Source organism: Streptomyces sp. NBC_00988 (assembly GCF_045162645.1).
Taxonomy (GTDB): domain Bacteria; phylum Actinomycetota; class Actinomycetes; order Streptomycetales; family Streptomycetaceae; genus Streptomyces.
In genome coordinates this window covers 218,814-244,859 of sequence record NZ_CP108730.1, presented here as the reverse complement: position 1 = coordinate 244,859, position 26,046 = coordinate 218,814, and the positions used below count along the sequence as shown (strand labels likewise).

The following is a 26,046-nucleotide window of genomic DNA, read 5'->3' as shown; positions in this document are numbered from 1 at the left end:
TGTCTGGTCGAACAGGTTCTTGATCGGGTGATCGCGATGGGGTCGGCGCGTGACAGCGCGATCTCTTCCCGGACCTTCTTCTCCCGGGCCTTCAGCCGACCGAGCACCGATGGCACCAGCCACCTCCACGAGTGGAACGAGCGGACGAACACGCTCATCTCTCCCGCCGCCGACCGGAGTCAATGCCCACCACAGCCGAACCAACGGATCAGGTTCGGAAACGGAAAGCGGATGGCTTCTGCCATCAGCCCAGCGATTTGCGCACGGTGTCCGCGATCCGCGCGGCGGACGGCATCGCGAGGTCCTCCAAGATGTCGGCGGCGGGCAGCGGGATGTGCGGGGTGGTGATGCGGACGATCGGCCCGGTCAGCGCGCCGTACGCCTCCTCGGCGGCCAGCGACGCGACTTCGGCGCCCCAGCCGCACAGCCGGGGGTTCTCCTCGACGGTGAAGAGCCGGCCCGTGGTGGCCACCGCGTCCAGGACCGTTGTCACGTCGAGTGGCACCAGGCACCGCAGGTCGACCACCGTGCAGCCGATGCCGTCCGCCGCGAGCAGTTCGGCCGCCGCCAGGGCGCGCGGGACCATCGCGGCGAGGGCGACGAGTGTGGCGTCGGCTCCGTTGCGCAGAACCCGGGCGGTGCCGAGGGTGTCCAGCAGTTCCCCGTCCGGCACCTCGCCCCGGACCGGGTAGAGGGATTTCTGCTCGAAGAAGAGCACCGGGTCCGGATCCCGTACGGCGGCGGCGAAGAGGCCGATCAGGTCGGCGGGGTCGGCGGGGGCCACGACCTTGAGGCCGGGCACCGCCATCGCCCAGTTCTCGACGCTCTGCGAGTGCTGGGCACCGAAGCGCAGGCCGCCACCGTTCGCGGTGCGGATCACCAGCGGCAGCGAGATCTGACCGTCGGTCATATAGCGGGTCTTGGCGATCTCGTTGGCGACGATGTCCCAGCACACGGCGAGGAAGTCGCTGAACATGATCTCGGCGACCGGCCGCAGTCCGGTCATCGCCGCGCCCATCGCCGCGCCCAGGATGGCCTGTTCGCTGATCGGAGTGTCCCGCACCCTGCGCGGCCCGAACTCCTCCAGCAGGCCCGGCGTCGCCTTGAACACCCCGCCGGCCGCCGCCACATCCTCGCCGAGGAAGACCACGCGCTCGTCCCGCCGCATCTCCTGGGCGATCGCCCGCCGTACGGCCTCGCGGTAGGTCAACCGCGCCATGACGCACCTCCGTTCGCCCATACCTGGCTGAGCAGTCGCCCCGGTGACGGCGGGGGTGCTGCCACGGCGGACTCGGTCGCCTTGTCGACCGCCTGCCGCGCCTCGGCTTCGAGGCCGTCGAGCACCTCGGGCGGCACGCCGTACTTCAGCAGCCGCTCCCGGTAGGCCGTCACTGGGTCCCGGGCCAGCCAAGCATCGACCTCCTGCGGGGGCCGGTACTTCGCCGGGTCGGCGCGGGAGTGGCCGCCGTGCCGGTAGGTCAGCGCCTCGATCAGGCTCGGGCCGCCGCCGTCACGGGCCCGGGTGAGCGACTCCGCTGCCACCGTGTGCACGGCGTCCGCGTCGTTGCCGTCCACCACGACGGCGTCCAGCCCGTACGCGGCCGCCCGGTCGGCGGCGGGGCGGGGCACGGCCGTGACGGCAGCGATCGGCGTGTACTCCATGTAGAGGTTGTTCTCGCAGACGAAGACCACCGGCAGCTCCCACACCACCGCCAGGTTGAGCGCCTCGTGGAAGGCACCGATGTTCGTCGCCCCGTCGCCGAAGAAGCACACCGCCACCTGGCCGCTTCCCCGGTACTGGGCGCTCCACGCCGCACCCACGGCGATCGGCAGATGGGCGCCCACGATTGCGTACGAGCCCATCGCGCCGTGCCGGACGCTGGTCAGGTGCATGGAACCGCCCTTGCCGGCCATCAACCCGGTGTCCCGGCCCAGGAGTTCGGCCATCACGGCGGCCATCGGCGCGCCGCGGGCGAGGACGTGGGCGTGCCCCCGGTAGGTGGCGAAGGTGTAGTCATCGGGCCGCATGGCGACGGCGAACCCGGCGGCGATGGCCTCCTGTCCGAGCGAGAGATGGCTGGTGCCCTTGACCAGGTTCCGCAGGAAGAGGTCGTAGGCGCGCTTCTCGAAGAGCCGGATGCGGGTCTGGGCGCCGTACAGCGCGAGCCGTTCGTCATCCGTGGGCATCTGTGCATCCTTAGTACGCGTTGGCTATGAACAGTTCCTGGGCAGGGAAACGGGTGAGGATGCGCGGTCCGTCGGCGGTGACCAGCACCTCCTCCTCGATACGGGCCGCCGAGTAGCCGTCGGCGGCCGGGCAGTAGGTCTCCAGTGCGAAGATCATGCCCTCGGTGATCTCCATAGGGTTCTCAAGGGAGTTGAGGCGACTGATGATGGGCCGCTCGTGCAGCCCCAGGCCGAGCCCGTGGCCGAACTGCAGGCCGAAGGCGGCCATTTCGTCGCGGAACCCGAACTCGGTGGCGGCGGGCCACACCCGCGCGATCCGGTCGGTGCTCACGCCGGGCTTCACCAGGTCGATCGCGGCGTCGATCCACTCGCGCGCCCTGGTGTACGCGTCGCACTGGGCCGGGGTGGCGCTACCGACGGCGAAGGTGCGGTAGTAGCAGGTGCGGTAGCCGTTGAAGGACTGGATGACGTCGAAGAACGCCTGGTCACCGGGGCGGATCAGCCGGTCGGAGAAGTTGTGCGGATGCGGGTTGCAACGCTCCCCGGACACCGCGTTGATCGCCTCGACATCGTCCGAACCCATCTCGTACAGCCGCTTGTTGGCGAGCGCCACGATCTCGTTCTCGCGAACGCCGGGCTTCAACGCCTCCGCGATGTCCTGGTAGACGCCGTCGACCATCGCGGCGGCCATGGACAACAGGGTGATCTCGTCGGGGGACTTGAGCTGCCGGGCGTCCAGCATGACCTGCTGGCCGTCCGCTGCGCGCACACCCTGCCGGGCGAGTTCGAAGAGCATCGGCGGTTCGGCCGCGTCCACCCCGACCAGCAGGTCCGCGACTCCCTCCTCGGCGAGGATCGCCTTGATCTCCCGTACGGCGGCGGCGAACAGCCCCGCCTCGGGCGCGATTGCGCCGCGCAGCCCGAGCAGCCCGGCCCGGCTGTGGCCGGGGGCCAGCCAGGGGGCGTGGAGCTCGTGGTGGCGGGCGGCGGAGCCGAAGTCCCAGACGTACGGGTCGCCGGTGCGGGTCAGCAGGGCGTAGCGGGTGAACTTGTCGCGGGCCCACTCGCCGATCACCGTCGAGGTCAGGTAGCGGATGTTGTTGGTGTCGAAGACGAGCAGCGCGCCCAGCTCGCTGGCCTCCAGCGCCGCGCGGGCCCGGCCCAGCCGGTAGCCGCGCAGGCGGTCGAAGTCGACGCGCTGCTCGAAGTCGACCGCGGTGTGGCCTGGCGCGGGGGTGAGCCGTGGTGCCGTGGTCATCGCGGGCCCCCCGTGCCGGACAGCCCGTCGTCCACCTCGGCGTCCTCCGAGGTGAGCGTCAGCCCAGCCGCGCGGGCCTGCTCCAGCAGCAGCGCGGCGAAGTCCGACCCGCCGTGCCCGGCCCCGACCGCCGCCTGGACCAGCTGGTGGACGGCGGCTGTGAGCGGCATCGGCACCTCGGCGGTGCGGGCGGCGGCCAACCCCAGGTCGAGGTCCTTGCGCAGCATCGTCGTGGTGAAGGTCGGGGTGAAGTCGAGGCCCACCAGCGCGGGCGATTTGTAGCGGCTGAATGCCGAGCCCAGCACCGAGGAGTTGAGGAACTCCAGATATGCCGCCCGGGACACGCCGTGCCGTTCCGCGAGGACGACCGACTCGGCGAGCGCCTGCGCCACGACGGCCAGCACCATGTTGTGGGCCAGCTTGACCAGCCGGGCCGCCTCGCCGGTCCCGACATAGGTGACCGAGCCGCCCAGCGCCGTCAGCAGCGGCAGGACCCGGCGGAAGGTGTCCTCGGGACCGGACACCACCAGGCTCGCCCGGCCCGCGGCGACCACCTTGGGGTTGCCGCTGATCGGTGCGGCCAGCAGCGCGGTGCCGGTCTTGGCCGCGGCGGTCCGTACGGCAGCGGACACCTCCGCGTCCACTGTCGAGCAGTCCACGATCACGCCCGGTGCCGCGTCGGCGGTCAGCAGGCCCCGTTCGCCCGTCGTGACCTCGGCGAAGTCGTCGGACCCGGCCACCATCGTGAACACGACGTCACACGGGCCGAGTTGTCGCACGTCGTGCACGACGTGCGCCCCGGCGCCCCGCGCGGCCAGCGGCTCGGCCTTGGCCCGGGTCCGGTTGTACAGCGCCAGTGGTATTCCCGCGTCGAGCAGCCGCCCGGCGAGCGCGAAACCCATCCGGCCGGTGCCGGTCCAGCCGATCAGCGGAAAGTCGTCGGGCATCGGGCTTCCTCCCTCGCGCCGGGGTGCGGGCGGGCCGCCCGCGGGTCGGTGTGCGTGGCCGGGGCGGGACTGTTCCGGACCTGCGGTCGCCGTGCGTGTGCGCGGGCCGTCGCTCGGGTGGGCAGGAGGCGGCCGGCCATCAGACCCCCTCCTTCGCGCCCAAGTAGAGCCGGGCCACCCGCGGGTCGGTGAGCAGCGCCCGGCCGGTGCCGTTCAGCTGGACGCGGCCGGATTCGAGGACGGCGGCGCGGTCGGCGACGGCCAGGCCGGAGCGGGCGTTCTGTTCGACGAGGAGGATCGAGCGGCCGGCGTCGGCCAGGGCGCGTACGGTGGCGAAGACGGCCTGGCGGGCACGGGGTTCGAGGCCGATGGACGGCTCGTCGAGCAGCATGAGCGCCGGGTCGAGCATCAGGGCGCGGGCGAGTTCGACCTGTTTCTGCTCGCCGCCGGACAGCGATCCGGCGGCCTCGTGGCGGCGGGCGGCGACGATCGGGAACTGCTCGGCGACGGTGTCCGCCCGCTCACGCACGGCCGCCCGCCCGGCCCGACCGCGGTCGAGGATGTGGCCGCCCATCAGCAGGTTGTCCCAGACGCTCATCGCCGGGAAGAGGCTGCGCTCCTGCGGTACGTGGGCGATGCCGCGCAGCAGTCGTTCGCGCGGCGACAGGTGGTCGACCGGCTCGCCGCGCAGCCGGACCTGACCGCCGCCCGGCCGCAGCAGCCCGCTGACCGTGCGCAGGACCGTCGACTTCCCGGCGCCGTTGGGCCCGATGAGACAGACGACCTCGCCCTCGGCCACGGTGAGGTCGACGCCGTGCAGCACGTCGCCCAGCCCGTATCCCGCGGTGACATGGTCGAGGACGAGCAGGTCCGGCACGCCGTTCACCCCCCGAGGTAGGCGTCGAGGACGCGCGGCCGGGACCGTACGTCGTCCGGCGGGCCCTCGGCGATCACCGTGCCGCCGTCCAGCACGATGACGGGGTCGCACAGCCGCATGACGAGGCCCATGTCGTGCTCGACGAGAAGGAACGTGGTGCCGGACGTGTTCCGGGCGCGCACATGCCGTTCGATCGTGGCGACCATCGCCGGACTGACCCCGGCCGTCGGCTCGTCGAGCAGTACCAGCGCGGGCTCGCTCATCAGCAGGGCCGCGAACTCCAGCAACTTCCGCTGTCCGTACGACAGTTCGGCGGCGGGCGTGTCCCGGTGCCCGCTCAGTCCGAACTCCGCGAGCAGCGCGTCGCCGCGTGCCGCGTCCCGGGCGCTCAGCCGCCGCCCGGCCAGCGCCCGCCAGTCGTGCCCGGCTGCGGCGGACATGTTCTCCAGTACGGTCAACTCCCCGAAGACCCGGGGCTGCTGGAAGGTGCGGGACAGTCCGCGCCGGTACAGCCGCCCGGGGTCGGGCCGGGTCACCGGCCGGCCGTCGAAGACCAACTGGCCGGAGTCGGCGGGCAGATGGCCGGTGACGAGGTTGAACACGGTGGTCTTCCCCGACCCGTTGGGGCCGATCAGCCCGGTGATCGTGGAGCGCCGGACGGCGAAAGAGCAGCCGTCCACCGCGGTCACCCCGCCGAACCGCTTGGTCAGGGCGCGGACTTCGAGCAGCGGCGGCCCGCTCATGCCCGCGCCTCGGCCCGTCGTATCCGGTCCCGCAGGGTGGGCAGTGTGCCGCGCGGCATGACGAGCATGACGACCACGAAGAGCGCCGCGTACGCCAGCAGGTACAGCTGGCTGGCCCCGAACCGGTAGGCGAGGTACTGCTGCGCGGGTGCCACCACGAACGCGCCGAGCACCGGGCCCCACAGGGTGCCCCGCCCGCCGAGGAAGACCATCAGCACCATGCCGATGGACAGCAGCGGGTCGATCGCGAACTGCGGGTAGATGAAGGACAGGTAGTACGCCCACACGCCCCCGGCCATCGCAGTCACCACCACCGACAGCGCGAACGCCGTCAGCTTCGCCGCCCCGACCGGCACCCCGACGCTCCGCGCCTTGTCCTCGTCGCCGCGCACCGCGGTCAGCGCCAGCCCGAGCCTGCTGTGTAGCACGCCGTAGGACATGGCCAGAGCGAGCAGGAGCAGCGCCAGCATGGCGTAGTAGAAGGGGCGTTCGAAGGTCGCCGGGGTGAAGGGTGCGACCGGCATGGCCACGCCCTGGGCGCCGCCGGTCAGCCCGCGCAGATTGAAGGCGAGGGTCTGCACGACGAAGAGGAAGGTGATGGTGACGATCGCGAAGACATCCGTGCGGGTACGCATCGCGATCCACGCCACCGGCACCGCGACGGCAGCCACCGCCAGCCCGATCGGCGGCAGTGTCCAAAACGGTCCGTAGCCCGAGCCCGCCGTGCGGTGCGTCCACCAGATCGCCTCCGCGTAGGCGCCCATGCCGAAGAAGGCGGCGTGCCCGAGCGAGGGATACCCGGCGTAGCCGCCGACCAGGTTCCAGGCGCTGGCCAGCGCCGCGTACATCAGGGTGAACAGCCCGACGGTGACCAGCCAGGGCGCCGACACGGCCAGCGGGAACACGACCAGAGCCGCGAGCACCACCAGCCCCGCCAGCCCGGGCCCGTAACGCCGATAACGTCCGAGCCGCCGCCTCACAGCGCACCCCGCAGCCTGGCACCGAACAGCCCCTGGGGACGCAGCAGGAGCACCGCCAGCAGCACCACGAAGAAGCTGAAGTCCGACCACACTGGCGACGCCAGCGCCCCGACCAGCGACGAAGCGACGCCCATGACCAGCGCGGCGACCACCGTGCCGCCCAGGCTGCCGAGCCCGCCTAGGATCACCACCGACAACAGCCGCGAGATCAGGTCGTAGTGGCTGTTGGGGTTGAACGAGTACACCATCCCGTACACCGCCCCGGCCGCCGCCGCGGTGGCAGCCCCCAGCCCGAAGCCCAGCGCTGCCACCCGGGCCGTCTCCACGCCCAGCAGCCGGGCCGCGACCGGGTTCTGCACGGTCGCCCGCACCGACCGCCCGAAACGGGTCCGGGACAGCAGCATCCACAGCCCGCCCAGCGTGATCAGCGACAGGGCGAAGGCCGCCAGCCGCACCTCGCCGACCTGGTATCCGGCGATCCGCCACGACCGGTCGACGTATGCGGGCCGGGTGGTGCGGTAGTCGGTGTGGTAGACCACCGTCAGCGCCCCTTCGATGCCCAGCGCGACGGCGAAGGTGACCAGCAGCGACAGCAGCGCCGCGTCGTCCTGGTGCAGCGGGCGCAGCAGCAGCCACTGCACCGCCGCGCCGAGCGCGAACATCAGCGGCGCGATGAGCAGCACCGACAGGAAGGGGTCCACGCCCCACGCGGTGAACAGGCTGTGGCTGAGGAAGGCTGCCAGGATCACCAGCGCGCCCTGCGCGAGGTTGACCACCTTCATCACCCCGAAGATCAGCGTCTGCCCGCTGGCCATCAACGCGTACACGCCCCCGGTGAGGACCCCGAGGATGACCGCCTGAACCGCCTCGTGCATGGCTCAGCCACCCCACGGCAGAGCGGCGATCACCGGCGCGTGCTGCGCCCGGCCGGCCGGGTAGACCGGCAGCATCTTCCCGCTGATCCACTGCACCAACACGTACGAGGAGTTGGCGGCCCCGTCCGCATTCCAGCTCAGATTTCCCTCCAGGGTCTGCCAACTGCCCGTGTGCAGCGCGGAGATGAGGGTCGCGTTGTCCACCTTGCCGGTCTTGGCAGCGACTTCCTCAAGCAGTTGCCCGCAGGAGTACGCCTCGGCGGACGTGCTGTCGATCGTGCCGGCGGTGCCGCCGTACTTCTTGGTGTACGCGCTGAGGAAGGCGGCGTTGCCATAGGTGTTGGAGCTCGGGAACCAGTCGCCGGAGGAGAAGATCCCGTCGACGTTCGAAGCGCCGACGTTGCCCGGGAAGTTGTGCGGGTCGTTCGCCCCGTTGGACAGATAGAGCAGCTTCGGCGCCCACTTGAGCTGCACCATGGCCTTGACCATGCGGTAGGCGTCGTCCGCCTGGGTGCCGCCGACGACCAGGTCGGGCTTCTTCGCGGCCATCGCGGACACGACGGGGGTCAGGTCGGTGATCTCGGCGGGGTAGATCTGCTGGTAGACCGTCTTGATCCCGGCGGCTTCGAGCCGGGTGCGCACCTCGTCGGCGATCGGCGAGGCGAAGGGGTCGTCGAGCGCCGGATACGCGGCGGTCTTCGGACGCTGGGCCGCCGGGAGGGAGAGGATGTAGTCGGCGAACACGTCACCCTGTTTGACGACGGGCGCCGGCTGCACGAAGAAGAGGTTGTGCAGATGCTGGGCGAAGACCTTCGGTCCACCGCCCGCCGGCTCGAGGAACGCGTAGCCGTAGCGCTTGGCCACCTGGGAGGCGGGGATCGTGAGCAGGCTGGAGAACGGGCCGAAGGTCAGGTCGACATGGTCCTTGGTGATCAGGTTCTGGTAGTTGCCGACCACCTGGGTGGGGCTGGAGGTGTCGTCGACGATGCTGAGCTGCACCTTGCGGCCGAGGATCCCGCCCTTGGCGTTCACCGTGTCGGCCCACAGCCGGTATCCCCGCTCGGCGCTCTTGCCCGGGTCGGAGAAGTCGCCGGTCAGCGACAGGGATATACCGATCTTCAGCGGCCCGTGCGACGACGCCGAGGAGCTGGGCTTCGCCGAGGAACTGCAGGCGACCAGCACGGCGGTGGCGGCGACGGCCGCGAACAGCGCGCGGGACGAAGAGGCGTGACGGTACGGATGACGCATGATCGGACACCCTTCGTGGAAGGGACTTTCTCACCCATGCGATCGATTGCGGGGGAGTCTGCTGCCGCCGGGCCGAGGTGTCAACGGCCGCAGGAGCAAAGCGACCGCAATGGATTGCGGCTCCGCCCGGCACGCCCTAGCCTCGCCGCATGACCAGCGGCCGACCGCCCACGCTCGACGACGTGGCCCGTGCGGCCGGCGTGCACAAGGCGACCGCGTCCCGGGCGCTCAACCCGTCCACCCGGCACCAGGTCAGCGCCCGGACCGCGCACCGCGTCTCGCTGGAGGCCACCCGGCTCGGCTATGTGCCCAACACCCTGGCCCGGGGCCTGCGTACCAGCCGGACCGCCGCCGTCGGCGTGCTCATCCCCGACCTGACCAACCCGCTGTTCCCGCCGATCGTGCGCGGCATCCAGGACCGCCTTGAACAGCACGGCTACACGGCCCTGTTGGTCAACACCGACGCCGACGAGGCCCGCGAGCGCGCCGAGTTCGACGCCCTGCGCAGCCGCCGGGTCGAGGGATTCATCGTCGCGACCGCCCGCCGCCACCACCCCCTGCTCGAACTGGCCGTACGGGAGCGGATCACCTTCGTCACCGTCAACCGCTTCACCGAACTGCCCGACGTGCCCGCCGTACTGGGCGACGACGCGGACGGCATCGCGCAGGCGGTGGCCCACCTGCGCGGCCTCGGCCACACCCGGCTCGCCCACCTGGCCGGGCCCCAGACCCTGTCCACCGGCCATGTCCGGATGCGGGCTTTCCGCGCCGCCGCCCCTGGTGCCGCCGTCGTGGAGTGCGCGAGTTACACGGAGGCCGCCGGGTACGACGCCGCCCGGCTGCTCTTCGAACGGCACCCGCACACCACCGCGGTCCTCGCGGGCAACGACCTCATCGCCCTCGGTACCCTGCGCGCGATCGAGGGCCTGGGCCGCTGCTGCCCGGCGGACGTGTCCGTCGTCGGCTTCAACGACATGCCGTTCGCGGACCGCTTCCGGCCGCCGCTGACCACGGTCCACGTCCCGCACCACCTTATGGGCGTGCAGGCCGCCCAGCTCCTCCTGGACCACCTGCGCGCCGCCGCGCCACCCTGGAGCATCCTGCTGCCCGCCCGGCTGGTCGTCCGAGGTTCGACCGCCCGCCGCCGGCCCGGTCCCACGTGATGCGCGCGTCGGGCCCAAAATACCTGGAGCTTGATCTCTGAGACCGGGCGGACGTTTCCGGAGTCCACTGTCTGTTGGATGCCGAGTGCGTCGGGATCGGCGGCTGTGCCTGGCGGGGCAGGGCCACGCTCGCGCAGTTTCAGGACTTCGTGAGGGGCGGGACGGTTGGCGGCGAAGGTAGCGCGCCGGCGCGCCTGGCCGCTCAGCTCTCCCATGATCGTCGGATCCGCCGTCAGATTTACGCTCCCCCTCGGAATCAAGCCGGTGGATCCGGCTCAAGAGTCGTCCCGGTGTTCGATTTCCCCCTGACCTCGTCGTCGGCGAAAAGATAACGATAGTCCAAGAGGTCCCTCTTGTTGGTAGTGCGAGATTGAGTCCATCCCTGCCGAGATCGTACGGAAATCCTCTGGCGTCGAAGGGGCAGTTCGTGAACTCCGCTCAGCGGCTACAGCCGCGTCCTAGCCGAACTAGGGTCCGTCTTCAAAGATCACCGGGTGGTGGATCATGGTGGGGTGATACGTCGCCATGAACTCACCGATCAGGAGTGGGAGTTACTCGCTCCCCTCATACCGCGGGCCGCGACGGGCCGGCCGCGTGTGCAGGATCGGCGGGTCGTCAACGGGATGGTCTACAAGATCCGGACCGGGATCTCCTGGCGTGACCTGCCGGATCGCTACGGCTCATGGCAGACGGTCTCACCCGCTTCCGCCGCTATGCGCTGGACGGCGTGTTCACCCGGGCCCTCCAGCAGATCCAGGCCCACGCGGACGCGGCCGGCGACATCGACTGGCTCGTCCAGATCGACTCCACCATCGTCCGCGTCCACCAGCACGCTGCCGCCACCGGCCGAAAAGGGGGACCCACCGGCCGGACGAACCAGACGATCACGCCCTCGGCCGATCCCGAGGAGGCCCAGGGTGATTGCAAAGTCTCTTGATCATGGTTCGGTGCAGGTCAGTTGATGCTGAGGAGGCCGGCGCGGGCCTACGGATGCTGTGCAGCAGTCGCGAGGGCGGCCGCGGTGACGGGGGTGCCGTACGCCGCGGGCGCCCGGGTCGTGTGGCGGATCGCTGTCGCCTATCGCCGGCGGAATGTGCCCTGGCCGCCCGCGCCCCCGACGCCGATGTTGAGTCCGCCGGCGATCATCGAGCCGATGACTTCACCGCTCATGCCCCAGTAGTTGATCGCGGTCACCCCGGTCCAGAAACTCGCATGGAATCGCGCGTCCCACCCGATGATGCGGTCGATCGGGTAGTTGAACCATGCGGTTCCCCAGGTGATGCCGCCCCCCAGGGCGAGACCTCCGGAGACTCCGTGGAAGGTATAGGGCAGGTCCGTGAAATAGGCGTCAAGAGTGATAACGATGGCCCCGCCCAGCGCTATCCAGACGGGATACTCGAACTGCTCCTTCGCCGCGAGAGACTCCCTGACCTCATCGGGCACGTTCTCCAGGTCGGATTTCTGGGCGATCTCCAGGGTCCTGGCGGTCAGAGAGCGGAGCGCTTCCTTCGCCATGACGGAATGTCCGTCGGCCAATTCTCGTTCACGAGGGTCCTGTGTTTCGTCGGTCGGGAAAGACATGAATCCCCCTCTGTGGTCTCCTCCTTGGGATGCGGACACTACTGCCCCGATTCCATCGCAACCAGGGCCCTGGTAGCCCGGATTTCGCAAATACTGAGTCGAAAATGGAATCCGTCGACGCTTTTTCGACGGCTCTGCTGTGCAGGAAAGGCTGTTGCAAATTCTTTTGATCTTGCGTGAGTGCTGGTCAGGCAAGGCCGAGGAGGTCCAGTGGTCGGCGGAAGCCGTCGTAGGACATCTCGCGGAGTCCGGCCGCGATGTTCGCGTGGCCGGCGGCTCGCAGGGTGTTGATCGCGAAGCTGCGGAGGGTGGCCATGTTGTCCGGGCCGTGTCCGGTGCGGACTGTGGAGGCGTCCTCGGCGAAGGTGGTGTCGCGGACGAAGTGGAGACGGTTCTCGATGGTCCATTGCGAGCGGGCGATCTTCGCGATGCCCTCGGGGGAGGCTTGGCGGCTGGTCAGATCGGTGATGACGTAGACGGTCTCGCGGCTGCGTTTGCCGGCGGCGCGCTGGGTGCGGTGCCGGACGATCTTCGCGACCTGGACCGCGTGGGGGAAGTCGACGCCGAGGTCGGTGATGGTCAGGGCGCGGACGACGCGGGTCTCCAGGCGGCCGTGTGCGGCGGTGCGGTCGTAGACTTCGCGCTCGCCTTCTGCCAGGGCAGGGCGGCGAGTTGGCGGTGCAGGTTCTTCTGGTTGCGCTTCACGGTGAAGGCGTAGTGCGCCTTCTTCTCCTCGACGAGGATCCGGGCGTGATCGCGCTGGCAGTGCAGGGCGTCCGCGGTGACCGTGACGCCGGTCAGGTCGTAGGGCGCCAACAGGGCGTCGAAGCAGGTGATTTCATTTGTCTTGTCCGGCACGCGCAACTGGGTGACGGTGAGGCCGGCGCCGGTGATCGCGGCCAGCAGGTGGGCGGCCGGGATGCCGCCGTGGCGCGAGCCGCGGGCGCTCTTGCCGTCCACCGCGAGGGTCTCAGTCCCGGCCGGATCGGATCCGAGCAGGTCGGCAAGCCCGCCGGGACAGACGGAGCTCAGCACCCGGCGGATGGTCGCCGCACTCGGTGCGATCCGCACATCGAAGACCGTCGCGGCGCGGGCCCCGAACAGGGTGATTTCAAAGTCCGGGTGAGCTGGTGAAGGTGCTGGTCACGGCGGTATGACGAGGCATGATGTGCCCGGTCCGTACACAAGGAAGCCCCGGTTCAGCGCCGGTGACCGATCAGGTCGTGCAGATACCCTGTGGTTCATGACCGAGCAAGTCGTTTCCCTCGCGTGGCGCTGGACCGCCGAGACGTCGAGCGACGGCGCGCATCGCTTCTGCGGGATTCGTGTAACCGCGCCGCCCGGCGAGATCGGCGATCCGGACGCCTGGGCGGTCGTCGGGCTGGTTCAGGGCGCGATCGACGACATGCTGAAGAAGCTGGCGTTGCAGCCGGTGATGCACGCCGCGGCCGGCATGGGCGTCGCAACGCTGTTCGCCGACTTGCACGCATGGCACAGCGAAGGCCTGCGGCCGGCGTTCGCCGCAGCCGACGCCAATCCGCGCAGCTACTTCGCGTTGCCCGAGGCTACCGAGCTCTTCGATGCTGAGGAGGCCTATCTCGTGCGCTCGGGCGCAGCCGGCGCCCGCCTGCTGTGGTGCGACTACGCGACCAAGGAGGTCCGGGAAGTCGCAGTGGGCTTCGATGCTTGCCTTGCAGGCTGGAGGGCCGTGCGCGATGCGATCGGGCAGGATGGCAGGGCTGCTATAAAGTCCCGGTGATCAGGCAGACTGGCTGGTCAGGCGATACCCAAGAGGTCGAGCGGGCGGGTGAAGGGTTCGTAGGAGGCGTGGCGGAGGCCGGCAGCGATGTTGCGGTATCCGTGCTGCCGCAGCGTGTTGATCGCCAAGTTGCGGAGGGTCGCCATGTTCTCGGGTCCGTGGCCGATGTGGATCCTCGAGGCGTCCTCGCCGAAGGTGCTGTCGCGGACGAAGTGCAGCCGGTTCTCGATGATCCACTGTGACCTGGCGAGCTGGCCCAGTCGCTGGGGTGAGGCTTCTTGCGAACTCAAGTCGGTGATCGCGTAGACGGTCTGGCGGCTGACTGCGCCGGATTTGAGGTCGGTGCGGTGTCGCAGGATGCGTACGGCTAGGACGGCGTGGGGGAAGTCCAGGCCGAGACCGGTGACGGTGAGAGCCCTGGTCACGCGGGTCTCCCGCCGGCCGTGGCCGATCTCGCGGTCGTAGCGGCGGGCGGTGACGTCCTTCCACGGCAGTGACCGCAGTCGGCGGTGCAACTCAGGTTGGTTGGCCTTGACCACGAGCAGGTAGTGGGCCTTCTTCTCCTCCACCAGGAAGCGCGCGTGGGCGCGCTGGGTGTGCAGGGCGTCAGCGGTGACGGTGACCCCGGCCAGGTCGTGGCGAGCCAGCAGAGCCGCGAAGCAGGTGATCTCATTGGTCTTGTCGGGGACCCGCAGTTGGGTGACGGTCCGACCATCTGCGGTCATCGCGGCCAGCAGGTGGGCGGCGGGCGATGTGCCGTGCCGGGAACCGCGGGCGGCCTTGCCATCCACGGCCACCGAGTCCGCACCACCGGGATCAGCGCCGGTCAGCTCGGCCAGACCGCCGGGACAGACCAGGTTGACGACCCGTCGGATCGTTGCCGCACTGGGCCCGATGCGCAGCTCTAACGCGCCCGCCACCCGAGCGCTCAGCCGGGCCAGGGCCTGCTGCGGAGCATTCGCAGACCACGGGCCGATCGCCGCATACGAGCGCGCGCCGGCGACCACCGCCGAGGCGGCAACCAGCAACACCGCCACGAACGGGTGACGCACACCGCGTCGCCGACGCGGATCGGGGGCAGCACCCGCAAACGTTCCGCCAGCGAGAGCTTTGCTACATCCTCCAGAGCGGGCGACTTGACGAGACAGACGGTGGCAGACTGACAGCACATCGAAGCAGTGATGATGGTGCCGTGGTCCTCCGCCGGGACCGCCACCGGCTGAACCGGGGAGGCAACCGGTCTGCCAACGCGGCCCTTTACCGCATCGCGGTCGTCCGCATGCAGCACGACCGCCGCACCCGCGAGTACGTGGCCCGACGCACTGCACAGGGACTGCAAAAGAAGGACATCATCCGCTGCCTCAAACGCTACATAGCCCGCGAGGTTTTCAGAACCTTGACCTGCACAAACATCACAAAGGCCGACCTTGCACAGGCCGCTTGACAGGAGATAGGAGTCGACCGTTCACCTGCGGTGACGCCCCGCAGGCGTGAAAATCGGTACAGGGGCTGTCCGCCGACACCGCTTGATGTTTGGGCTGGGAGCCCGCATAGGAGTCTGGTGAGGGAGCCGCCCGAGGGGCCGCACACTGTCGCCTTGAGCACGCCGATCAGCTTCTCCGACCCCCTCAGGCTCCCCGGGCAGCCCCTGCCCGAACACCAGCACAACAGGGGGCAACCGATGGAGGAGTTGAGAGAAGACCACGACGACGGGACGGTCGCGCGGGTCGCGGCGATCGACATCGCCAAGGCATCCGGGATGGTCTGCCTGCGCGTCCCGCACGACACCATCGAAGGTCGGCGCGTCCAGCAGGTCTGGAACGTCGCCTCAACCACCAACGCGATCCTGGAACTCGGTGACCGCCTGGTCTGCCAGGGCATCGAGCGGGTCGTCATGGAAGCGACGGGCTCGTACTGGCGCCCGTTCTTCTACCTGCTGGAGGCCCGCGGCCTGGACTGCTGGCTCGTCAACGCGCGCGATGTGAAGAACGTCCCCGGGCGCCCGAAGACCGACAAGCTGGATGCGATCTGGCTGGCCAAGCTCGCCGAACGCGGCATGGTGCGGGCCTCGTTCGTCCCGCCGAAGGCCGTCAGGCAGCTGCGGGATTTCACTCGCACCCGCACCGTGTTCGTCCAGGAACGCACCCGCCACAAGCACCGGGTGGACAAAGCTCTCCAGGACGCGCAGATCAAATTGTCCGACGTCGTCTCGGACCTGTTCGGCATGTCCGGGCGGGCCATGCTCGACGCGATGGTCTCCGGCGAACGCAACCCGCGCACCCTCGCCGACCTCGCCAAGGGCAGCCTGGTCAAGAAGAAGGCCGCCCTCATCGAGGGCCTGACCGGGCAGTTCGAGGACCACCATGCCCGGCTGCTGCGGGTGCTGCTGGGCACCGTCGACCATCTCACCGCCCAGATCCAGGAACTCGACCGGCTCATCACTGGCACGATGGAGGAGATCACCACCCCGCACGGCGGCCCAGGAACGGAACCGTCCGCCGGCGGCGTGAACGCCCGCGCCCTGGCCGAGAAGCTGGACGTCGTCCCGGGGATCGGGCCGGCCACCGCGCAGATCATCCTCGCCGAGATCGGTGCGGACATGAGCCGCTTCCCCACCCCCGAACACCTCGTCTCGTGGGCCAAGTTGTGCCCCCGCACGATCCAGTCCGGCGCGAAGAACACGGCAGGCCCGGCCGGCAAGGGCAACCCCTGGCTCAAGGGCGCCCTCGGCGAGGCCGCCAACGCCGCCGCCCGCACCGACACCTTCCTCGGCGCCCGCTACCGGCGCATCGTCAAACGCCGCGGCCACGCCAGAGCCCTGGTCGCCGTCGCCCGCTCGATACTCGTCATCACCTGGCACCTGATCAACGACCCGGACGCCTCCTACCAGGAACTCGGCGCCGACTGGCACCAACGCCATCTCAACCCCGCCCGCAAGACCCGCGACCTCGTCCGCCAACTCCAGGCCCTCGGCCACCAGGTCACTCTCGAACCCGCGACCGCCTGACCCGCCCCACCCCGGCATCCGAGCCGCAAGCGGCCCGGATGCCACCGCCTGCCCTCCCGAAGATCGATTTTCCGATCAGCTTCTCCAGCGGTGCAGGCGACTTGATCGGTCACCGGCATCAACCGGAGCTCTCTTGAAAATCAGCTCTCTTGAAAATCAGCTGCGGGCCCCCGTGTTAGCCCAGGTCAAGCAGTGTCCTGGTGGGGCGCGATGGTGACGTCGTGGCCAAGTGCCGCGAGTTGGGCGAGCAGGCGTCGGGTCTGCCGTTCCCTGCCCAGTCGACTGGTGAAGTGATCCGCTCCCAGGTCCCGGTAGGGGACACCGTCGTGCAAGATGTGCCACGAGGCGACGAGGATGGAGTGCCCGACCGCGACCGTCGCCCGTTTCACGCCGCGGTGTGGCACCAGCCTCCGGAACTGGGCGCCGAGGTAGGTGGCCTTCATCCGGGCGGCGCTCGAACCGGCCATGTATAAGGCGGTCTTGAGCCAGGTGTCGCCGTGTCGGGTCCGGCCGGACATCCGTTTGCCGGCGGACTCGTTGTTTCCCGGGCACATCCCCGCCCAGGAGGCGAGGTGGCCGGCGGTAGCGAACCTGCTCATGTCCACCCCGATCTCCGCAATGATCACCTGAGCCAGGACCAGGCTGACACCGGGGATCGTGGTCAGCAACTCGGCCTCGCGCTGAAGCGGCTGCAGTTGACGAGCGATCTCCTGGCTCAGTTGAGCGATCCGGGCGTCTGCCTGGTCGATGGCCCGCAGCATCGCCGCGACCATGAACGCATGGTGACCGGTGAAGCTGTTGGTCAGCGCGCGGGTCAGCAGCGGCACCTTCTCCAGCATGCGGCCCAGCGCCATCCCCGCCAGTACTTGCGGATCACGCTCCCCGGCGACCAGGGCATCGAGCATGCTCCGGGCGGACCGGCCGGTGATGTCGGAGACCACCGCGCTGAGCTTGATGCCTGCGTCTTCCAGGAACATCGCCAGCCGGTTGACGTCCCTGGCCCGGTCCCGGACGGTCTCGGTGCGATAGCGGGTCAGATCCCGCAACTGCCGGATGTCGCACGGCGGTACGAAACTGGGCCTCACCAGCCCGTGTTCGACCAGGCGGCAGATCCACTCGCAGTCCCTGACGTCGGTCTTGCGCCCCGGTACGGTCTTGATGTGCTGGGCGTTCAGCAGCCACGGTTCGATGCCTTCAGTGGCTTCGAGCAGGTAGTACAAGTGGTCCGCAACCTGAAGACTGCTGAGGCAGCAGGCCGGCTGACCAGCAAACTCGGCTCCTACCTGCGGCCCGGCGTTCTCGTGGTCGATGAGGTCGGCTACCAGCCCCTCGAACGCGCCGAGGCCAACCTGGTCTTCCAGGTCATCTCGAAGCGTTACGAGAAGGGCTCGATCATCCTGACCTCGAACAAGACCTTCAGCGAATGGGGACAGGTGTTCGGTGACGAGGTCCTGGCCACCGCGATCCTCGACCGGCTCCTGCACCACTGCGACGTCGTCGCGATCAACGGGCCCAGCTACCGGCTCAAGAACCGCCTCAAGGCCATCGAGCGCGACACCAACGTCGCCTGACCGAGGAACGCGGGCCCCTGTCCTGGCGGGCGGAGAGACCGGCCCGCAAACGCCAGTAATCCGCATCACGAGGGTCTGCCAGCCAGCCCACCAGCCGATCGGCGCCGGCTCGGAATGCCTGGCCCAGCGATGTCTCGCCGTTGATGATCAGGCGGAGTGCATCGACATCATGGGTCGCGTGGTCGGTGTCGCACCAACAGGCCACGTTCACTGCCGCGCTGACCGACAGCTCAGCCTGGTCCGTCCAGGCCACATCCAGCAGGAACTCCAGCTGATCGCCCCGCTCGGCCTGCTCGGTGATCTCCGCGAGAAGGAGCACTGCGGCCCCCGGCCCAGCACCGGGGAACACGGAATGGCTTGGTTCCCACAGCCACGTCGGCTCGGCTTCTCTGCCCCTTGCAGCATCGACGACCAGAGCTGAACATCGCAGGGATTCCACCTCAACAGCCGAGAGCCGCGGAAAAAGCGTCGCCAGAGGGACAGCATCGAGGGAGCCGCGGGCCATGACCATGAACCCGATCATCGGTCCCCTTATGCCCTGACCACAAGGAGCGTGGCCTTCGCTCCACCACCCAACCAGCCGACAAGCCGGGGACGTTCATTCGTACCGAACTGGCCGCATCGGAGAGTACGCGGACACCGACCTCCTCAACCGGCCCCAACCCTCCTCCACCCGCTGGACCAAACCCCTCTCCGACCCCGAGCCCCAGGACACCGAGTGACCCACCCGACCACCACGCCCGAGGGCCAGCCGGCCACCGCCCCCAACTACCACTACATGGGCCTGCCCGGCGCCCGCGCCATGCTCACCGACGCCAGCGCAGAGACCTACGCCAACCTCCACACCACCCTCAACGCCGACGCCGGCAAGGGCGCCATCATGTGCGTCCACGGCGGCGTCGGCCTGGGCAAGACCTTCGCCGTCAACAGCCACCTCGACGACCTCGCCCCCCACACCACCCTCCGCATCAAAGTCGGCTCCGCCAAAATCCAGGCCCTGCGCGCCGCCCTGTACAAAAAGCTCGACCTGCCCGGCGAGGCACCCCTCAACAGCACCCGCTGCGAAGCCATGCTCAAAGAGGCACTGTCCCAGACGCCGCGCGTCCTGGTTGTCGACGAAGCGCAGTGGCTGGACACCAGGGCCTTCGAATTCATTCGCGAACTCTGGGACGACGAGGACACCCGCCTCGCCGTCGTCCTGGTCGGAGCCGAAACCTGCTACCAGAAAATCAAGAACCGGCCGGCCCTCGACTCCCGCATCCTCATCTGGCAGCGCTACAAACCCCTCACCCCCGCAGAAGTCCTCACCGTCATTCCCCAGTACCACCCGCTCTGGGCGGACGTACCCACCGACGAACTGCTGTGGATCGACGACGCCGCCTGCCACGGCAACTTCCGCCAGTGGGCTAAAATTACCTACCTGCTCCAGGAAGAGCACGGTGGCCCCCACACCGCAGGTCCATCGCATCAGCCCACGCCACACGGCGAGGCCGCACCGCTCCCCGCCTACAACCGGGACCTGGTGCGCGCCGTCCTCAGCCGCCTCGACCCCACCCAACGTCACACCGACTGAACGGGTCCAGAGTTGACGGTCCCGGAAATCTGGCTGCACCGGCGCCGGGACCGAAGTCCCGCAGCGCTGAGGGCTACCGCGGTTGTGCCCCCACTCCCGGTGGCCGTCAGAGTGGGGCAGTGGCCAGCACGTTCACCCGCGGTGTGGAGTAAGGACAGCCCATCACAACCAGCACACCACACAGGCCGATTGGTGCAGATTTCCTGGTGCCGGACATCAGCTTCATTCCTAGTGCAGCGTTTTGACCGACTGCCGCCTTCCCTGTGATGAGGACCGCCAGTGGGCGGATATCGGAGCCGGCGGATGGAGGCGGCGTGGGAGTACTGACTGAGGTGGCGCCTCATGGGCAGGGTGTACCTGCGCGGGCGGTGACGATGCTTCCGGACGGAAGGGCGATGTTGCCATGCTCTGTAGTCAGACGGATGCCGCTGCGGTCAGCGGTTAGTGCACTGCCGCAGAAGACTACGCCGTTGGGGGAGGTGACGTGGATGCCCGGACCGTCGGCGGCCGCGCCGTACCAGGTGGCGCCTACGGCGGCGACCAAGGCGGCGGTGCACACTGCTGTGGCGGCAATGCCTCGAAAGAGCCGACGTGCGCCAAGGACGGCTTCTCCGTGATCGGATGGCGGCGGTCCGTCGCCCAGAGAGAAGACCTTGGGCAATCCGTGCGCTGCTGTCATCAGCCACATTGCCGCGGCCGCCCCTGCGACGAGTGCCATCAGCAGCAGTGCACCTACTGTGGCCGCCCAGCCGGAGGCGAGGTCGGAGATGTCGGAGCGGCCCTTGACCAGTCCGAAACCGATGAGTCCGGCCAGAAGTGCGGCCAGCCCGTTGCGCCAGGCCAGAGCAGCCTCCCGAACCCGAGGTAGTTCGGAGCGCAGTAGTTCGCGCTCTCTGCGGGCCCGTTGGAGGTCGGCCGGTCCCGGCGGCTGGTCCGCCGGCCGGAAAGAGAACATCACGGCAACCGCTCTTCCATCAGCACCGCCCAGTAGGCGCCGCATCCGTCGGGTATGTCGTCCGGCCGCCCGGAGTGCTCGCCGGGACACGGGCAGAAGACGGTGATCGACAGCTCGGTGCGCGGGGGCGTACTCGCCGTTGCCAAAGGTGCCGTTGTCACAGCCGAGCGCACCACAGTCAGGGTTGCCTCAGTCGTGAAGGTGAAGCCACAGCGTGGGCACCGGCCGGTCAGGAGGTGTACGGAGTCGGCCATGAGGTTGTGGACGAAGTCGCCCGACAGGTATGTCTGTGCGTAGTGCGCTTCGCTGACCTCTTCGAACGGCTCAGCGCGGTGTGGATGAGCGCTCATCGTGCGCGGGTTCTCCTTAGATGCGTCAGGGTCCGGTGTGGGTGAAGGCCACCCAACTGTGTCGGGACTGAGAGGAATCAGCACGCAGCCTGAGGGCGGCAAGGCGGAGTGCTTCGGCGGAATGTGCCGCGTCGAAGGTGCCTCCGGGGCCGGTCAGGATTTGGTGGACGTCCTCGGCGATTCTGGAGGCCGCGAGCGTGTCGACCGACCACTGCGCGCCAATGACGTGGCGATATCCGGTGACATGCAGGGCGGCGCCGAGGCTGATGACCTCATCAGGGAGGGCACTGCCGACGGTGACGGACTGACACGCGGACAACATGACGAAATCACCGAAGTGCCGGGCTGACGCGATATCACGTACCGTCAACAGCCCGTCGTGGAGTGCGAGCCCACCCGCTGACGGTCGGTCGGCGTTCTGCATTCCGTGGCAGCCGATGTGCGCCCGCGGATGGCTGCGCAGAGCTGTGGCCACAGCAGCACGACTTGCCCCGGCCCCCTCCAGACAGGTCAAGCGGCTTGCCGGCCACAGGCCGCGCAGCACGTCACGTTCGTGCTCGACATCTGGGAGCGGGCTCTGGCCCGGGGTGTTCGGCAGCGCGACGACCAGCATCTCCGGCCCGTCCGCTCGGGCGGTCACCGAGGCGGCAGCCGTATCGCGATGGGCTCGGGCGAGGCTCATCACAGTCGGGATGATCGAGCACGTGAACCGGTCGAGCAGAGTCCGCGGCGCGCCCGCCGTTGCCTCGGCCGATCCGTCCGGCTGCTCGTGGTGGCCGGCCGCGTGCAGTGGCAGGAGCGCCAGGGGACCGGTCGGGCACCACCACAAGCGGGCGCCGTCCTCTGTGACGGGCAGCATGTGGAGCACCGGTTCGGCCACGATGTCCCACAAGTCACGCAGGATCGCGTCCAGTAGCTCACTCCATGCACGGGCGGCCGCGACCTCCGTGGACCGCGCCGCCTGCTCCCGTCGGGCTCCCGCGAGACCCGGAACGCGTGCGTTCGCAGCCTGTGCCGCCAGCCGTTCGTGCCTGGCGCCCTGCAACTCGGCGTGCGCCGAGAGATGTTGGCGTGCCCAGCGCTCGACGGTGCCGACTGTCAGACCCGGCAGAGGGACTGATGTGATCTGCTCGGATGTCACAACGAATGCGTCGCATCCCCACTGGCTGACATTCACGACCACTACCGGTCCGTGTGCCGCCGCGGCCAGCAGGTCTGCGATCGCCGGGGGCTCGAGGAATCCCCCATTGCCGGCGGCGACCACCTCGGCGGTGAGCCGGCGGTACTCCTGCGACAGCGCGGTGCGCCGGTCGGTGCGACGGGACGCGCCATCAAGGAGCCCGCCATCCTCACCGGCCGGATCGTCAACCGCCTCAAGGAGGCGGCCGAGCTCTGTCAACCGCTCAGCGACCTCAGGGTCGGAGCGTTGAATGCTCGTGGTACGGCCCTGAAGTTCGACCGTGCGCGCCCACAGGACAGCCCGTCCGGCCTCCAGCAGGCTCAGCGCCCGCGCCGGCTCGCCTTCGGCCCTGAGCACGGCAGCGGCAGCATCGCGCCCCAGACCGGCAAACGGTCCGAGCATCGTTTCGGTGCCTGAGCGGTCAGCGCCGCGCCATGCGGTGAACGGCAGCAGACGCACCGCCCGTTCGTACCACTCGGCGGCTGTGACCGGATCCCCGGTGAGCATCAGGGCGTCAGCGGCCAGCGTGCAGTTTCCCAGCCGCATTCGCCAGGGAACCCGCTCGCTCCCTACGATTTCCAAGGACAAGTCCAACGCTTCACCTAGGGTCGCTGGGTCGCGCACCGCCTCGTATCGCATGAGAAGGGCTGCACCGAGGTTCGTCACCGCGCGGGCACCCGCTTCGCTGAACCTCGTTTGGCCGGGGAACGCCTCCACGGCCTCCCGGAGCAGTGCGATCACCGGGTTGAGATCGCCGGGTGTCGGCACATCCGGCAGTGAGTCGAGTCGGACAAAGCCGAGATTGCCTAGCACGACGCCGCGTTGTGGGTCGTCGGGTTGCATCAGGAGCGCTGCCTCCCGGAAGCACTCTTCGGCCTTGGCCAGGGACTCGGCATTCCGTGAGGCACCGTGGAGGACTATCCACGCGTTCCCTTCGAAGATGGCCGCCCGACCGGCGAGCAGCGGGTGCCCCGTCGCCTCGGTCCTGAGCCGCTGGGCCGCCGTGATGCTGTCCCGCGCTGTCCTGGCGGCGTCCTGAAGCTCGCCTTGATCGAGCTGTGCCTCGGCGATTGCCCGGAATACGTGGGCCCGGGTGGCACCGAGCTGGGCGGAATAGCGAGTCGCCGGGGTTGTATCGCTCTCTCGCATGAGGCGTTCCGCAGCCTCCAGATCTTCCCGTGCGGCGAGGGCACGCCAGCGCAGGATGAGCAGTTCAGCCAGGTTGGTCACGTGGATCGCGGTCTCAGGATGAGCCGGCGGCATAACGTCGAGCAGTTCGCGTTGCAGAGGCAGCGCCTGGTCCAGTGCGGCGCTGTCCTCGTCGCCTCGCAGGAGATGCTGGACACGGAGCGCAGCTGTGACATTCCCCAGAACAGAGACGCGGTGGGGAGATCGAGGCCCAGCGGTTTCCAGGATCTCCCGTACGACCTCCAGCGCTTCATCGAGCGCAGCCATGTCGGAACGGCGGTTGACGAGGTGCGTGAGGGTGCCAAGCAGTGCTCCGAGCGCGAGGACACGCTGTGGCCCTTGGTAAGTGGCGGCTGCGGTGCGACCCAGCTCCACCGCCTCGTCCAAGTCATCGTCGCTCCCCGTCCGGGCGTAGCGAATCATCAGGAAGGTGGCCAGATTGGAGCGGAAGCCGCCCATCCGCGGATCCTCCGGGACCCCTTCCGCGACGGCCCGGCGAGCATGCCGCACCGCGCGGTCGAGCACGTCCAGCTCCCCGCTCAGCTGGTAGAACTGCAACTCTGTGCCCGCCAGAATGGCATACGCACCAGGCCGATCTGCATGCCCCTGATGCAGGAACCGCAGCGCATGCTGCGCGTGATCTCGTGCTGTCTCAAGCGTCGTCAGACCGCCATGGCGGTCGTACCGGTAGGACAGCATCGCCCCAAGGTCCAGGTGGCAGATGCCAGCCAGAGTTACGTCCCCCGACCGGTCAGCATGTTCTAGGGCGCGCCCGGCCAGTGCGAGAGCGCGTTCCTCGTGTGCCTCGCCGGCCCCGGACAAAAAGGCTTGTCGCGCTTTGGCGGCCTCACGGGAGAGTTGCTGGGCGCTCGCCGCATCGTCGGAATCAGGCACAGGTACCCCCCGGCATCGAGCGACCTGAGATCACGTCAGGTTAACGTCGGAAAGCAGAGTGCGTGCGTGGATCTACCACACTGGCGAACACGCCGTCATCGAGGGCACGTTGCTCCGCCTTCAGGCTGGCCGTCTGCCCGGCGGTCAACAACTTGCTGTCGATCTCTCGCGTCTCTCCCCTGCCCCGCGCAGCAGCCCCAGCTCGTGAACTGGCAGGTCTCCGCAGTGCCCTCCTCGATCGGCTGGCGGCATTCCACGAGCAGGGTGTACAAGGGACTGCAAGATCCGAGACCATCACCGAACTGGAGGTTGAGGTACAGATTCACTGGGTTCGGGAGCTGAAGCGGCAGGCGGGACAGGCCTTGGGGCTGCGGGGGCCGTAGCGGTGGATGGGGGTGGCACAGAGCATGCAGGGACCGACCTCCCAGGGCGGGCATTTCAGGTCCGCGGCGACTGCCAGGCGTTCGCGCGGGGTGAGGTGCAGAGCGATGGGTCTGCTGGGCTGGAGCAGGGTGTGGTCGGGGGCATGGTCGAAGGTGTGCAGTCCGGTCGCGGAGTTCAAGTCCCGGTGCGGGCGCGAACTGCTGGTGTGGGGGCCTTCTTCTCCGTAGCGGCAGGAACTGTCGAGTTCCTGTTCGGTGTAGGTGACCGGCTCGTCGTCGGCCGTGCCGGACTCGGGCGGGTCATTGGTTTCGCCGGTGATCTCGCGCCAGCGCCGGACGTCACGGTCCAGGGCCCACAGGTAGGAGGCGCGCCGGGCATCGTGCAGGCTTCGCGAGCGCATGGGCAGATGCTCTCCGTCGGCGCTGGTGACGACGAGTTCGTCCAGCGGCGTGGCACGTTCCTGGGGCAGGCACAGAGCAGGCAGAAACCAGCCGCTGTGCCACTTCCTGCAGGCGCTGCCGGTTTCCGGGCAGGGACGCTCGCTGCTGGGAGTGCATTTCCAGATCTGCAGGTGCCGGACCCCACCGCGGATGAGGAGAGCGAGCGGGGAGACGATGCGCTTCCAGGGCACGTCGTCGACGCGGGTCCAGGGGGCACGGTCTATCAGAGCGGACGTGCCATCCGCAGTGACCCACAGAGGCGCGATGTTGCGTTCGCGGGCTTTGGCGGAGCGCCTGCGTACGGTGTTGGCGGTGATAGGGGAGTACTGGGCCTCCCACCCGACGCGGGCGCCGGCTCCGGTCACGAGAACATCGGTGATGACGCGGCCGTCCTCCGACCGCGCCTCGGTCTGCACGTCCAGCCCGTGCCGCGCAGCGGTGCGCGCGATCCGTTCCTTCATCGCCTTGTGTTTGTCGCTCTCCTGCGGCGTTGCCGCGTGAGTGAGGGGCAGGTGCGCTGCTACCCACGTCGCTCGGCCGTTGTTGCGCTGCCGCCGCACGAACATCCACGGCGATTTGCCGTCCAGCGCACACTGGCACTGCCCGCCCTCGTAGTCCGTCACGCACTGCAGCAAGTTTCGCGGCCGCTGTCCGACGGGCTGGGTGATCTCTTCCAGCAGACCTTTATGGCCCGGATGGTTGAGGTCCTCGCGTGTCAGATTGATCTTTATGCCGTATCCGGTGTGAATCACCCCGCTGGCCATGCAATCGACGGTAAGTCTCTGCACTGCGTGGTGGAAGAGCACTGCCACGCATCGGCCGAATTGGACGTGTGGCTGTTGCGGGTGCCTCGTCCGCCCTCAAGCGGAACATCACACGTGGTCCA

Annotated in this window: 24 protein-coding genes and 4 pseudogenes; 8 read left to right on the top strand and 20 right to left on the bottom strand. The window is 68.9% G+C overall.

Annotated features, from left to right (window positions below):
- Positions 1-244: 244 nt before the first annotated feature.
- The 9 genes from OG496_RS01120 to OG496_RS01080 form a co-directional block, all read right to left on the bottom strand.
- A complete protein-coding gene (locus OG496_RS01120; RefSeq protein ID WP_405969146.1) occupies positions 245-1,219 on the bottom strand; it encodes an alpha-ketoacid dehydrogenase subunit beta in 975 nt (324 codons plus the stop codon).
- Positions 1,207-2,187 carry a thiamine pyrophosphate-dependent dehydrogenase E1 component subunit alpha gene (locus OG496_RS01115; RefSeq protein ID WP_405969145.1) on the bottom strand — a complete coding sequence of 327 codons (981 nt, stop codon included), beginning with the start codon at positions 2,185-2,187 and terminating at the stop codon, positions 1,207-1,209. Before OG496_RS01115 ends, OG496_RS01120 begins: the two co-directional genes overlap by 13 nt.
- 10 nt (positions 2,188-2,197) lie before the next feature.
- On the bottom strand, positions 2,198-3,445 hold the full coding sequence (locus OG496_RS01110) for a M24 family metallopeptidase (protein WP_405969144.1): 1,248 nt from the start codon (positions 3,443-3,445) through the stop codon (positions 2,198-2,200).
- A complete protein-coding gene (locus tag OG496_RS01105; protein ID WP_405969143.1) occupies positions 3,442-4,392 on the bottom strand; it encodes an NAD(P)-dependent oxidoreductase in 951 nt (316 codons plus the stop codon). The genes OG496_RS01110 and OG496_RS01105 overlap by 4 nt, the downstream gene beginning before the upstream one ends.
- A 139-nt stretch (positions 4,393-4,531) precedes the next feature.
- Positions 4,532-5,269 (bottom strand): ABC transporter ATP-binding protein, encoded by a 738-nt coding sequence (locus OG496_RS01100; RefSeq protein ID WP_405969142.1) that lies wholly within the window; start codon positions 5,267-5,269, stop codon positions 4,532-4,534.
- Positions 5,270-5,274: 5 nt separating this feature from the next.
- On the bottom strand, positions 5,275-6,012 hold the full coding sequence (locus OG496_RS01095) for an ABC transporter ATP-binding protein (protein ID WP_043663297.1): 738 nt from the start codon (positions 6,010-6,012) through the stop codon (positions 5,275-5,277).
- Complete coding sequence (locus tag OG496_RS01090) at positions 6,009-6,935, bottom strand: branched-chain amino acid ABC transporter permease (RefSeq protein WP_405969141.1); 927 nt, start codon at positions 6,933-6,935, stop codon at positions 6,009-6,011. The genes OG496_RS01095 and OG496_RS01090 overlap by 4 nt, the downstream gene beginning before the upstream one ends.
- 53 nt (positions 6,936-6,988) lie before the next feature.
- Positions 6,989-7,867 carry a branched-chain amino acid ABC transporter permease gene (locus tag OG496_RS01085; protein ID WP_405969140.1) on the bottom strand — a complete coding sequence of 293 codons (879 nt, stop codon included), beginning with the start codon at positions 7,865-7,867 and terminating at the stop codon, positions 6,989-6,991.
- Between the two features lie 3 nt (positions 7,868-7,870).
- The gene (locus tag OG496_RS01080) at positions 7,871-9,115 is read right to left on the bottom strand and encodes an amino acid ABC transporter substrate-binding protein (protein ID WP_405969139.1); all 1,245 of its coding nucleotides are present in this window, start codon (positions 9,113-9,115) and stop codon (positions 7,871-7,873) included.
- A gap of 149 nt (positions 9,116-9,264) precedes the next feature.
- Between OG496_RS01080 and OG496_RS01075 the strand changes: the two genes are divergently transcribed.
- The 3 genes and pseudogenes from OG496_RS01075 to OG496_RS01065 all read left to right on the top strand — a co-directional run bounded on the left by OG496_RS01075 (position 9,265) and on the right by OG496_RS01065 (position 11,215).
- On the top strand, positions 9,265-10,278 hold the full coding sequence (locus OG496_RS01075; protein WP_405969138.1) for a LacI family DNA-binding transcriptional regulator: 1,014 nt from the start codon (positions 9,265-9,267) through the stop codon (positions 10,276-10,278).
- A 494-nt stretch (positions 10,279-10,772) separates the two neighbouring features.
- Positions 10,773-10,916, top strand: a pseudogene (locus tag OG496_RS01070) (transposase); the annotation flags it as partial.
- A 44-nt stretch (positions 10,917-10,960) separates the two neighbouring features.
- Complete coding sequence (locus tag OG496_RS01065) at positions 10,961-11,215, top strand: hypothetical protein (protein WP_405976891.1); 255 nt, start codon at positions 10,961-10,963, stop codon at positions 11,213-11,215.
- A gap of 140 nt (positions 11,216-11,355) precedes the next feature.
- Here the strand turns inward: OG496_RS01065 and OG496_RS01060 are convergent, their stop codons facing one another.
- The 4 genes and pseudogenes from OG496_RS01060 to OG496_RS01045 form a co-directional block, all read right to left on the bottom strand.
- The gene (locus tag OG496_RS01060; protein ID WP_405969137.1) at positions 11,356-11,859 is read right to left on the bottom strand and encodes a hypothetical protein; all 504 of its coding nucleotides are present in this window, start codon (positions 11,857-11,859) and stop codon (positions 11,356-11,358) included.
- Between the two features lie 187 nt (positions 11,860-12,046).
- Positions 12,047-12,175: a hypothetical protein gene (locus OG496_RS01055; RefSeq protein ID WP_405969136.1), complete on the bottom strand. Its 129-nt coding sequence runs from the start codon at positions 12,173-12,175 to the stop codon at positions 12,047-12,049.
- Positions 12,176-12,199: 24 nt separating this feature from the next.
- Positions 12,200-12,436: pseudogene (locus OG496_RS01050) on the bottom strand (ISAs1 family transposase); the annotation flags it as partial.
- Positions 12,437-12,438: 2 nt separating this feature from the next.
- Complete coding sequence (locus OG496_RS01045) at positions 12,439-12,930, bottom strand: ISAs1 family transposase (protein ID WP_405969135.1); 492 nt, start codon at positions 12,928-12,930, stop codon at positions 12,439-12,441.
- Between the two features lie 172 nt (positions 12,931-13,102).
- Between OG496_RS01045 and OG496_RS01040 the strand changes: the two genes are divergently transcribed.
- Entirely contained in the window at positions 13,103-13,618 is a 516-nt protein-coding gene (locus tag OG496_RS01040; protein WP_405969134.1) for a hypothetical protein, read from the top strand.
- A gap of 17 nt (positions 13,619-13,635) precedes the next feature.
- On the opposite strand, the gene OG496_RS01035 is transcribed toward OG496_RS01040, so the two are convergent.
- Entirely contained in the window at positions 13,636-14,787 is a 1,152-nt protein-coding gene (locus OG496_RS01035) for an ISAs1 family transposase (RefSeq protein WP_405969133.1), read from the bottom strand.
- 41 nt (positions 14,788-14,828) lie between these two features.
- On the opposite strand from OG496_RS01035, the pseudogene OG496_RS01030 reads away from it, so the two are divergent.
- A pseudogene (locus tag OG496_RS01030) lies at positions 14,829-15,062 on the top strand (IS110 family transposase); the annotation flags it as partial.
- 153 nt (positions 15,063-15,215) lie between these two features.
- Positions 15,216-16,625 (top strand): IS110 family transposase, encoded by a 1,410-nt coding sequence (locus tag OG496_RS01025; RefSeq protein ID WP_405969132.1) that lies wholly within the window; start codon positions 15,216-15,218, stop codon positions 16,623-16,625.
- Positions 16,626-16,810: 185 nt separating this feature from the next.
- On the opposite strand, the gene OG496_RS01020 is transcribed toward OG496_RS01025, so the two are convergent.
- Complete coding sequence (locus OG496_RS01020; RefSeq protein WP_405969131.1) at positions 16,811-17,845, bottom strand: IS110 family transposase; 1,035 nt, start codon at positions 17,843-17,845, stop codon at positions 16,811-16,813.
- Between OG496_RS01020 and OG496_RS01015 the strand changes: the two are divergent.
- Positions 17,846-18,196, top strand: a pseudogene (locus OG496_RS01015) (ATP-binding protein); the annotation flags it as partial.
- Here OG496_RS01015 and OG496_RS01010 read toward each other — a convergent pair.
- Entirely contained in the window at positions 18,162-18,719 is a 558-nt protein-coding gene (locus OG496_RS01010; RefSeq protein WP_405969130.1) for a hypothetical protein, read from the bottom strand. The pseudogene OG496_RS01015 and the gene OG496_RS01010 overlap by 35 nt on opposite strands.
- 195 nt (positions 18,720-18,914) lie before the next feature.
- Between OG496_RS01010 and OG496_RS01005 the strand changes: the two genes are divergently transcribed.
- Entirely contained in the window at positions 18,915-19,769 is an 855-nt protein-coding gene (locus OG496_RS01005; protein WP_405969129.1) for an AAA family ATPase, read from the top strand.
- Positions 19,770-20,109: 340 nt separating this feature from the next.
- Here OG496_RS01005 and OG496_RS01000 read toward each other — a convergent pair whose 3' ends face one another.
- The 4 genes from OG496_RS01000 to OG496_RS00985 all read right to left on the bottom strand — a co-directional run bounded on the left by OG496_RS01000 (position 20,110) and on the right by OG496_RS00985 (position 25,924).
- On the bottom strand, positions 20,110-20,727 hold the full coding sequence (locus tag OG496_RS01000) for a hypothetical protein (RefSeq protein WP_405969128.1): 618 nt from the start codon (positions 20,725-20,727) through the stop codon (positions 20,110-20,112).
- Positions 20,724-21,074 (bottom strand): hypothetical protein, encoded by a 351-nt coding sequence (locus tag OG496_RS00995; RefSeq protein WP_405969127.1) that lies wholly within the window; start codon positions 21,072-21,074, stop codon positions 20,724-20,726. Before OG496_RS00995 ends, OG496_RS01000 begins: the two co-directional genes overlap by 4 nt.
- A 25-nt stretch (positions 21,075-21,099) precedes the next feature.
- Positions 21,100-24,141, bottom strand: coding sequence for a CHAT domain-containing protein (locus OG496_RS00990; RefSeq protein WP_405969126.1), 3,042 nt, complete (start codon positions 24,139-24,141; stop codon positions 21,100-21,102).
- Positions 24,142-24,658: 517 nt separating this feature from the next.
- Complete coding sequence (locus OG496_RS00985; RefSeq protein ID WP_405969125.1) at positions 24,659-25,924, bottom strand: hypothetical protein; 1,266 nt, start codon at positions 25,922-25,924, stop codon at positions 24,659-24,661.
- Positions 25,925-26,046 lie beyond the last annotated feature (122 nt).

Bases quoted from the DNA above. Each gene is read 5' to 3' on its own strand.
- OG496_RS01120 (WP_405969146.1), bottom strand. From the start codon at position 1,219: ATGGCGCGGTTGACCTACCGCGAGGCCGTACGGCGGGCGATCGCCCAG.
- OG496_RS01115 (WP_405969145.1), bottom strand. From the start codon at position 2,187: ATGCCCACGGATGACGAACGGCTCGCGCTGTACGGCGCCCAGACCCGC.
- OG496_RS01110 (WP_405969144.1), bottom strand. From the start codon at position 3,445: ATGACCACGGCACCACGGCTCACCCCCGCGCCAGGCCACACCGCGGTC.
- OG496_RS01105 (WP_405969143.1), bottom strand. From the start codon at position 4,392: ATGCCCGACGACTTTCCGCTGATCGGCTGGACCGGCACCGGCCGGATG.
- OG496_RS01095 (WP_043663297.1), bottom strand. From the start codon at position 6,012: ATGAGCGGGCCGCCGCTGCTCGAAGTCCGCGCCCTGACCAAGCGGTTC.
- OG496_RS01085 (WP_405969140.1), bottom strand. From the start codon at position 7,867: ATGCACGAGGCGGTTCAGGCGGTCATCCTCGGGGTCCTCACCGGGGGC.
- OG496_RS01080 (WP_405969139.1), bottom strand. From the start codon at position 9,115: ATGCGTCATCCGTACCGTCACGCCTCTTCGTCCCGCGCGCTGTTCGCG.
- OG496_RS01075 (WP_405969138.1), top strand. From the start codon at position 9,265: ATGACCAGCGGCCGACCGCCCACGCTCGACGACGTGGCCCGTGCGGCC.
- OG496_RS01065 (WP_405976891.1), top strand. From the start codon at position 10,961: ATGGCAGACGGTCTCACCCGCTTCCGCCGCTATGCGCTGGACGGCGTG.
- OG496_RS01060 (WP_405969137.1), bottom strand. From the start codon at position 11,859: ATGTCTTTCCCGACCGACGAAACACAGGACCCTCGTGAACGAGAATTG.
- OG496_RS01055 (WP_405969136.1), bottom strand. From the start codon at position 12,175: ATGGCCACCCTCCGCAGCTTCGCGATCAACACCCTGCGAGCCGCCGGC.
- OG496_RS01040 (WP_405969134.1), top strand. From the start codon at position 13,103: ATGACCGAGCAAGTCGTTTCCCTCGCGTGGCGCTGGACCGCCGAGACG.
- OG496_RS01010 (WP_405969130.1), bottom strand. From the start codon at position 18,719: ATGATCGGGTTCATGGTCATGGCCCGCGGCTCCCTCGATGCTGTCCCT.
- OG496_RS00995 (WP_405969127.1), bottom strand. From the start codon at position 21,074: ATGAGCGCTCATCCACACCGCGCTGAGCCGTTCGAAGAGGTCAGCGAA.
- OG496_RS00990 (WP_405969126.1), bottom strand. From the start codon at position 24,141: ATGCTGTCCTACCGGTACGACCGCCATGGCGGTCTGACGACGCTTGAG.
- OG496_RS00985 (WP_405969125.1), bottom strand. From the start codon at position 25,924: ATGGCCAGCGGGGTGATTCACACCGGATACGGCATAAAGATCAATCTG.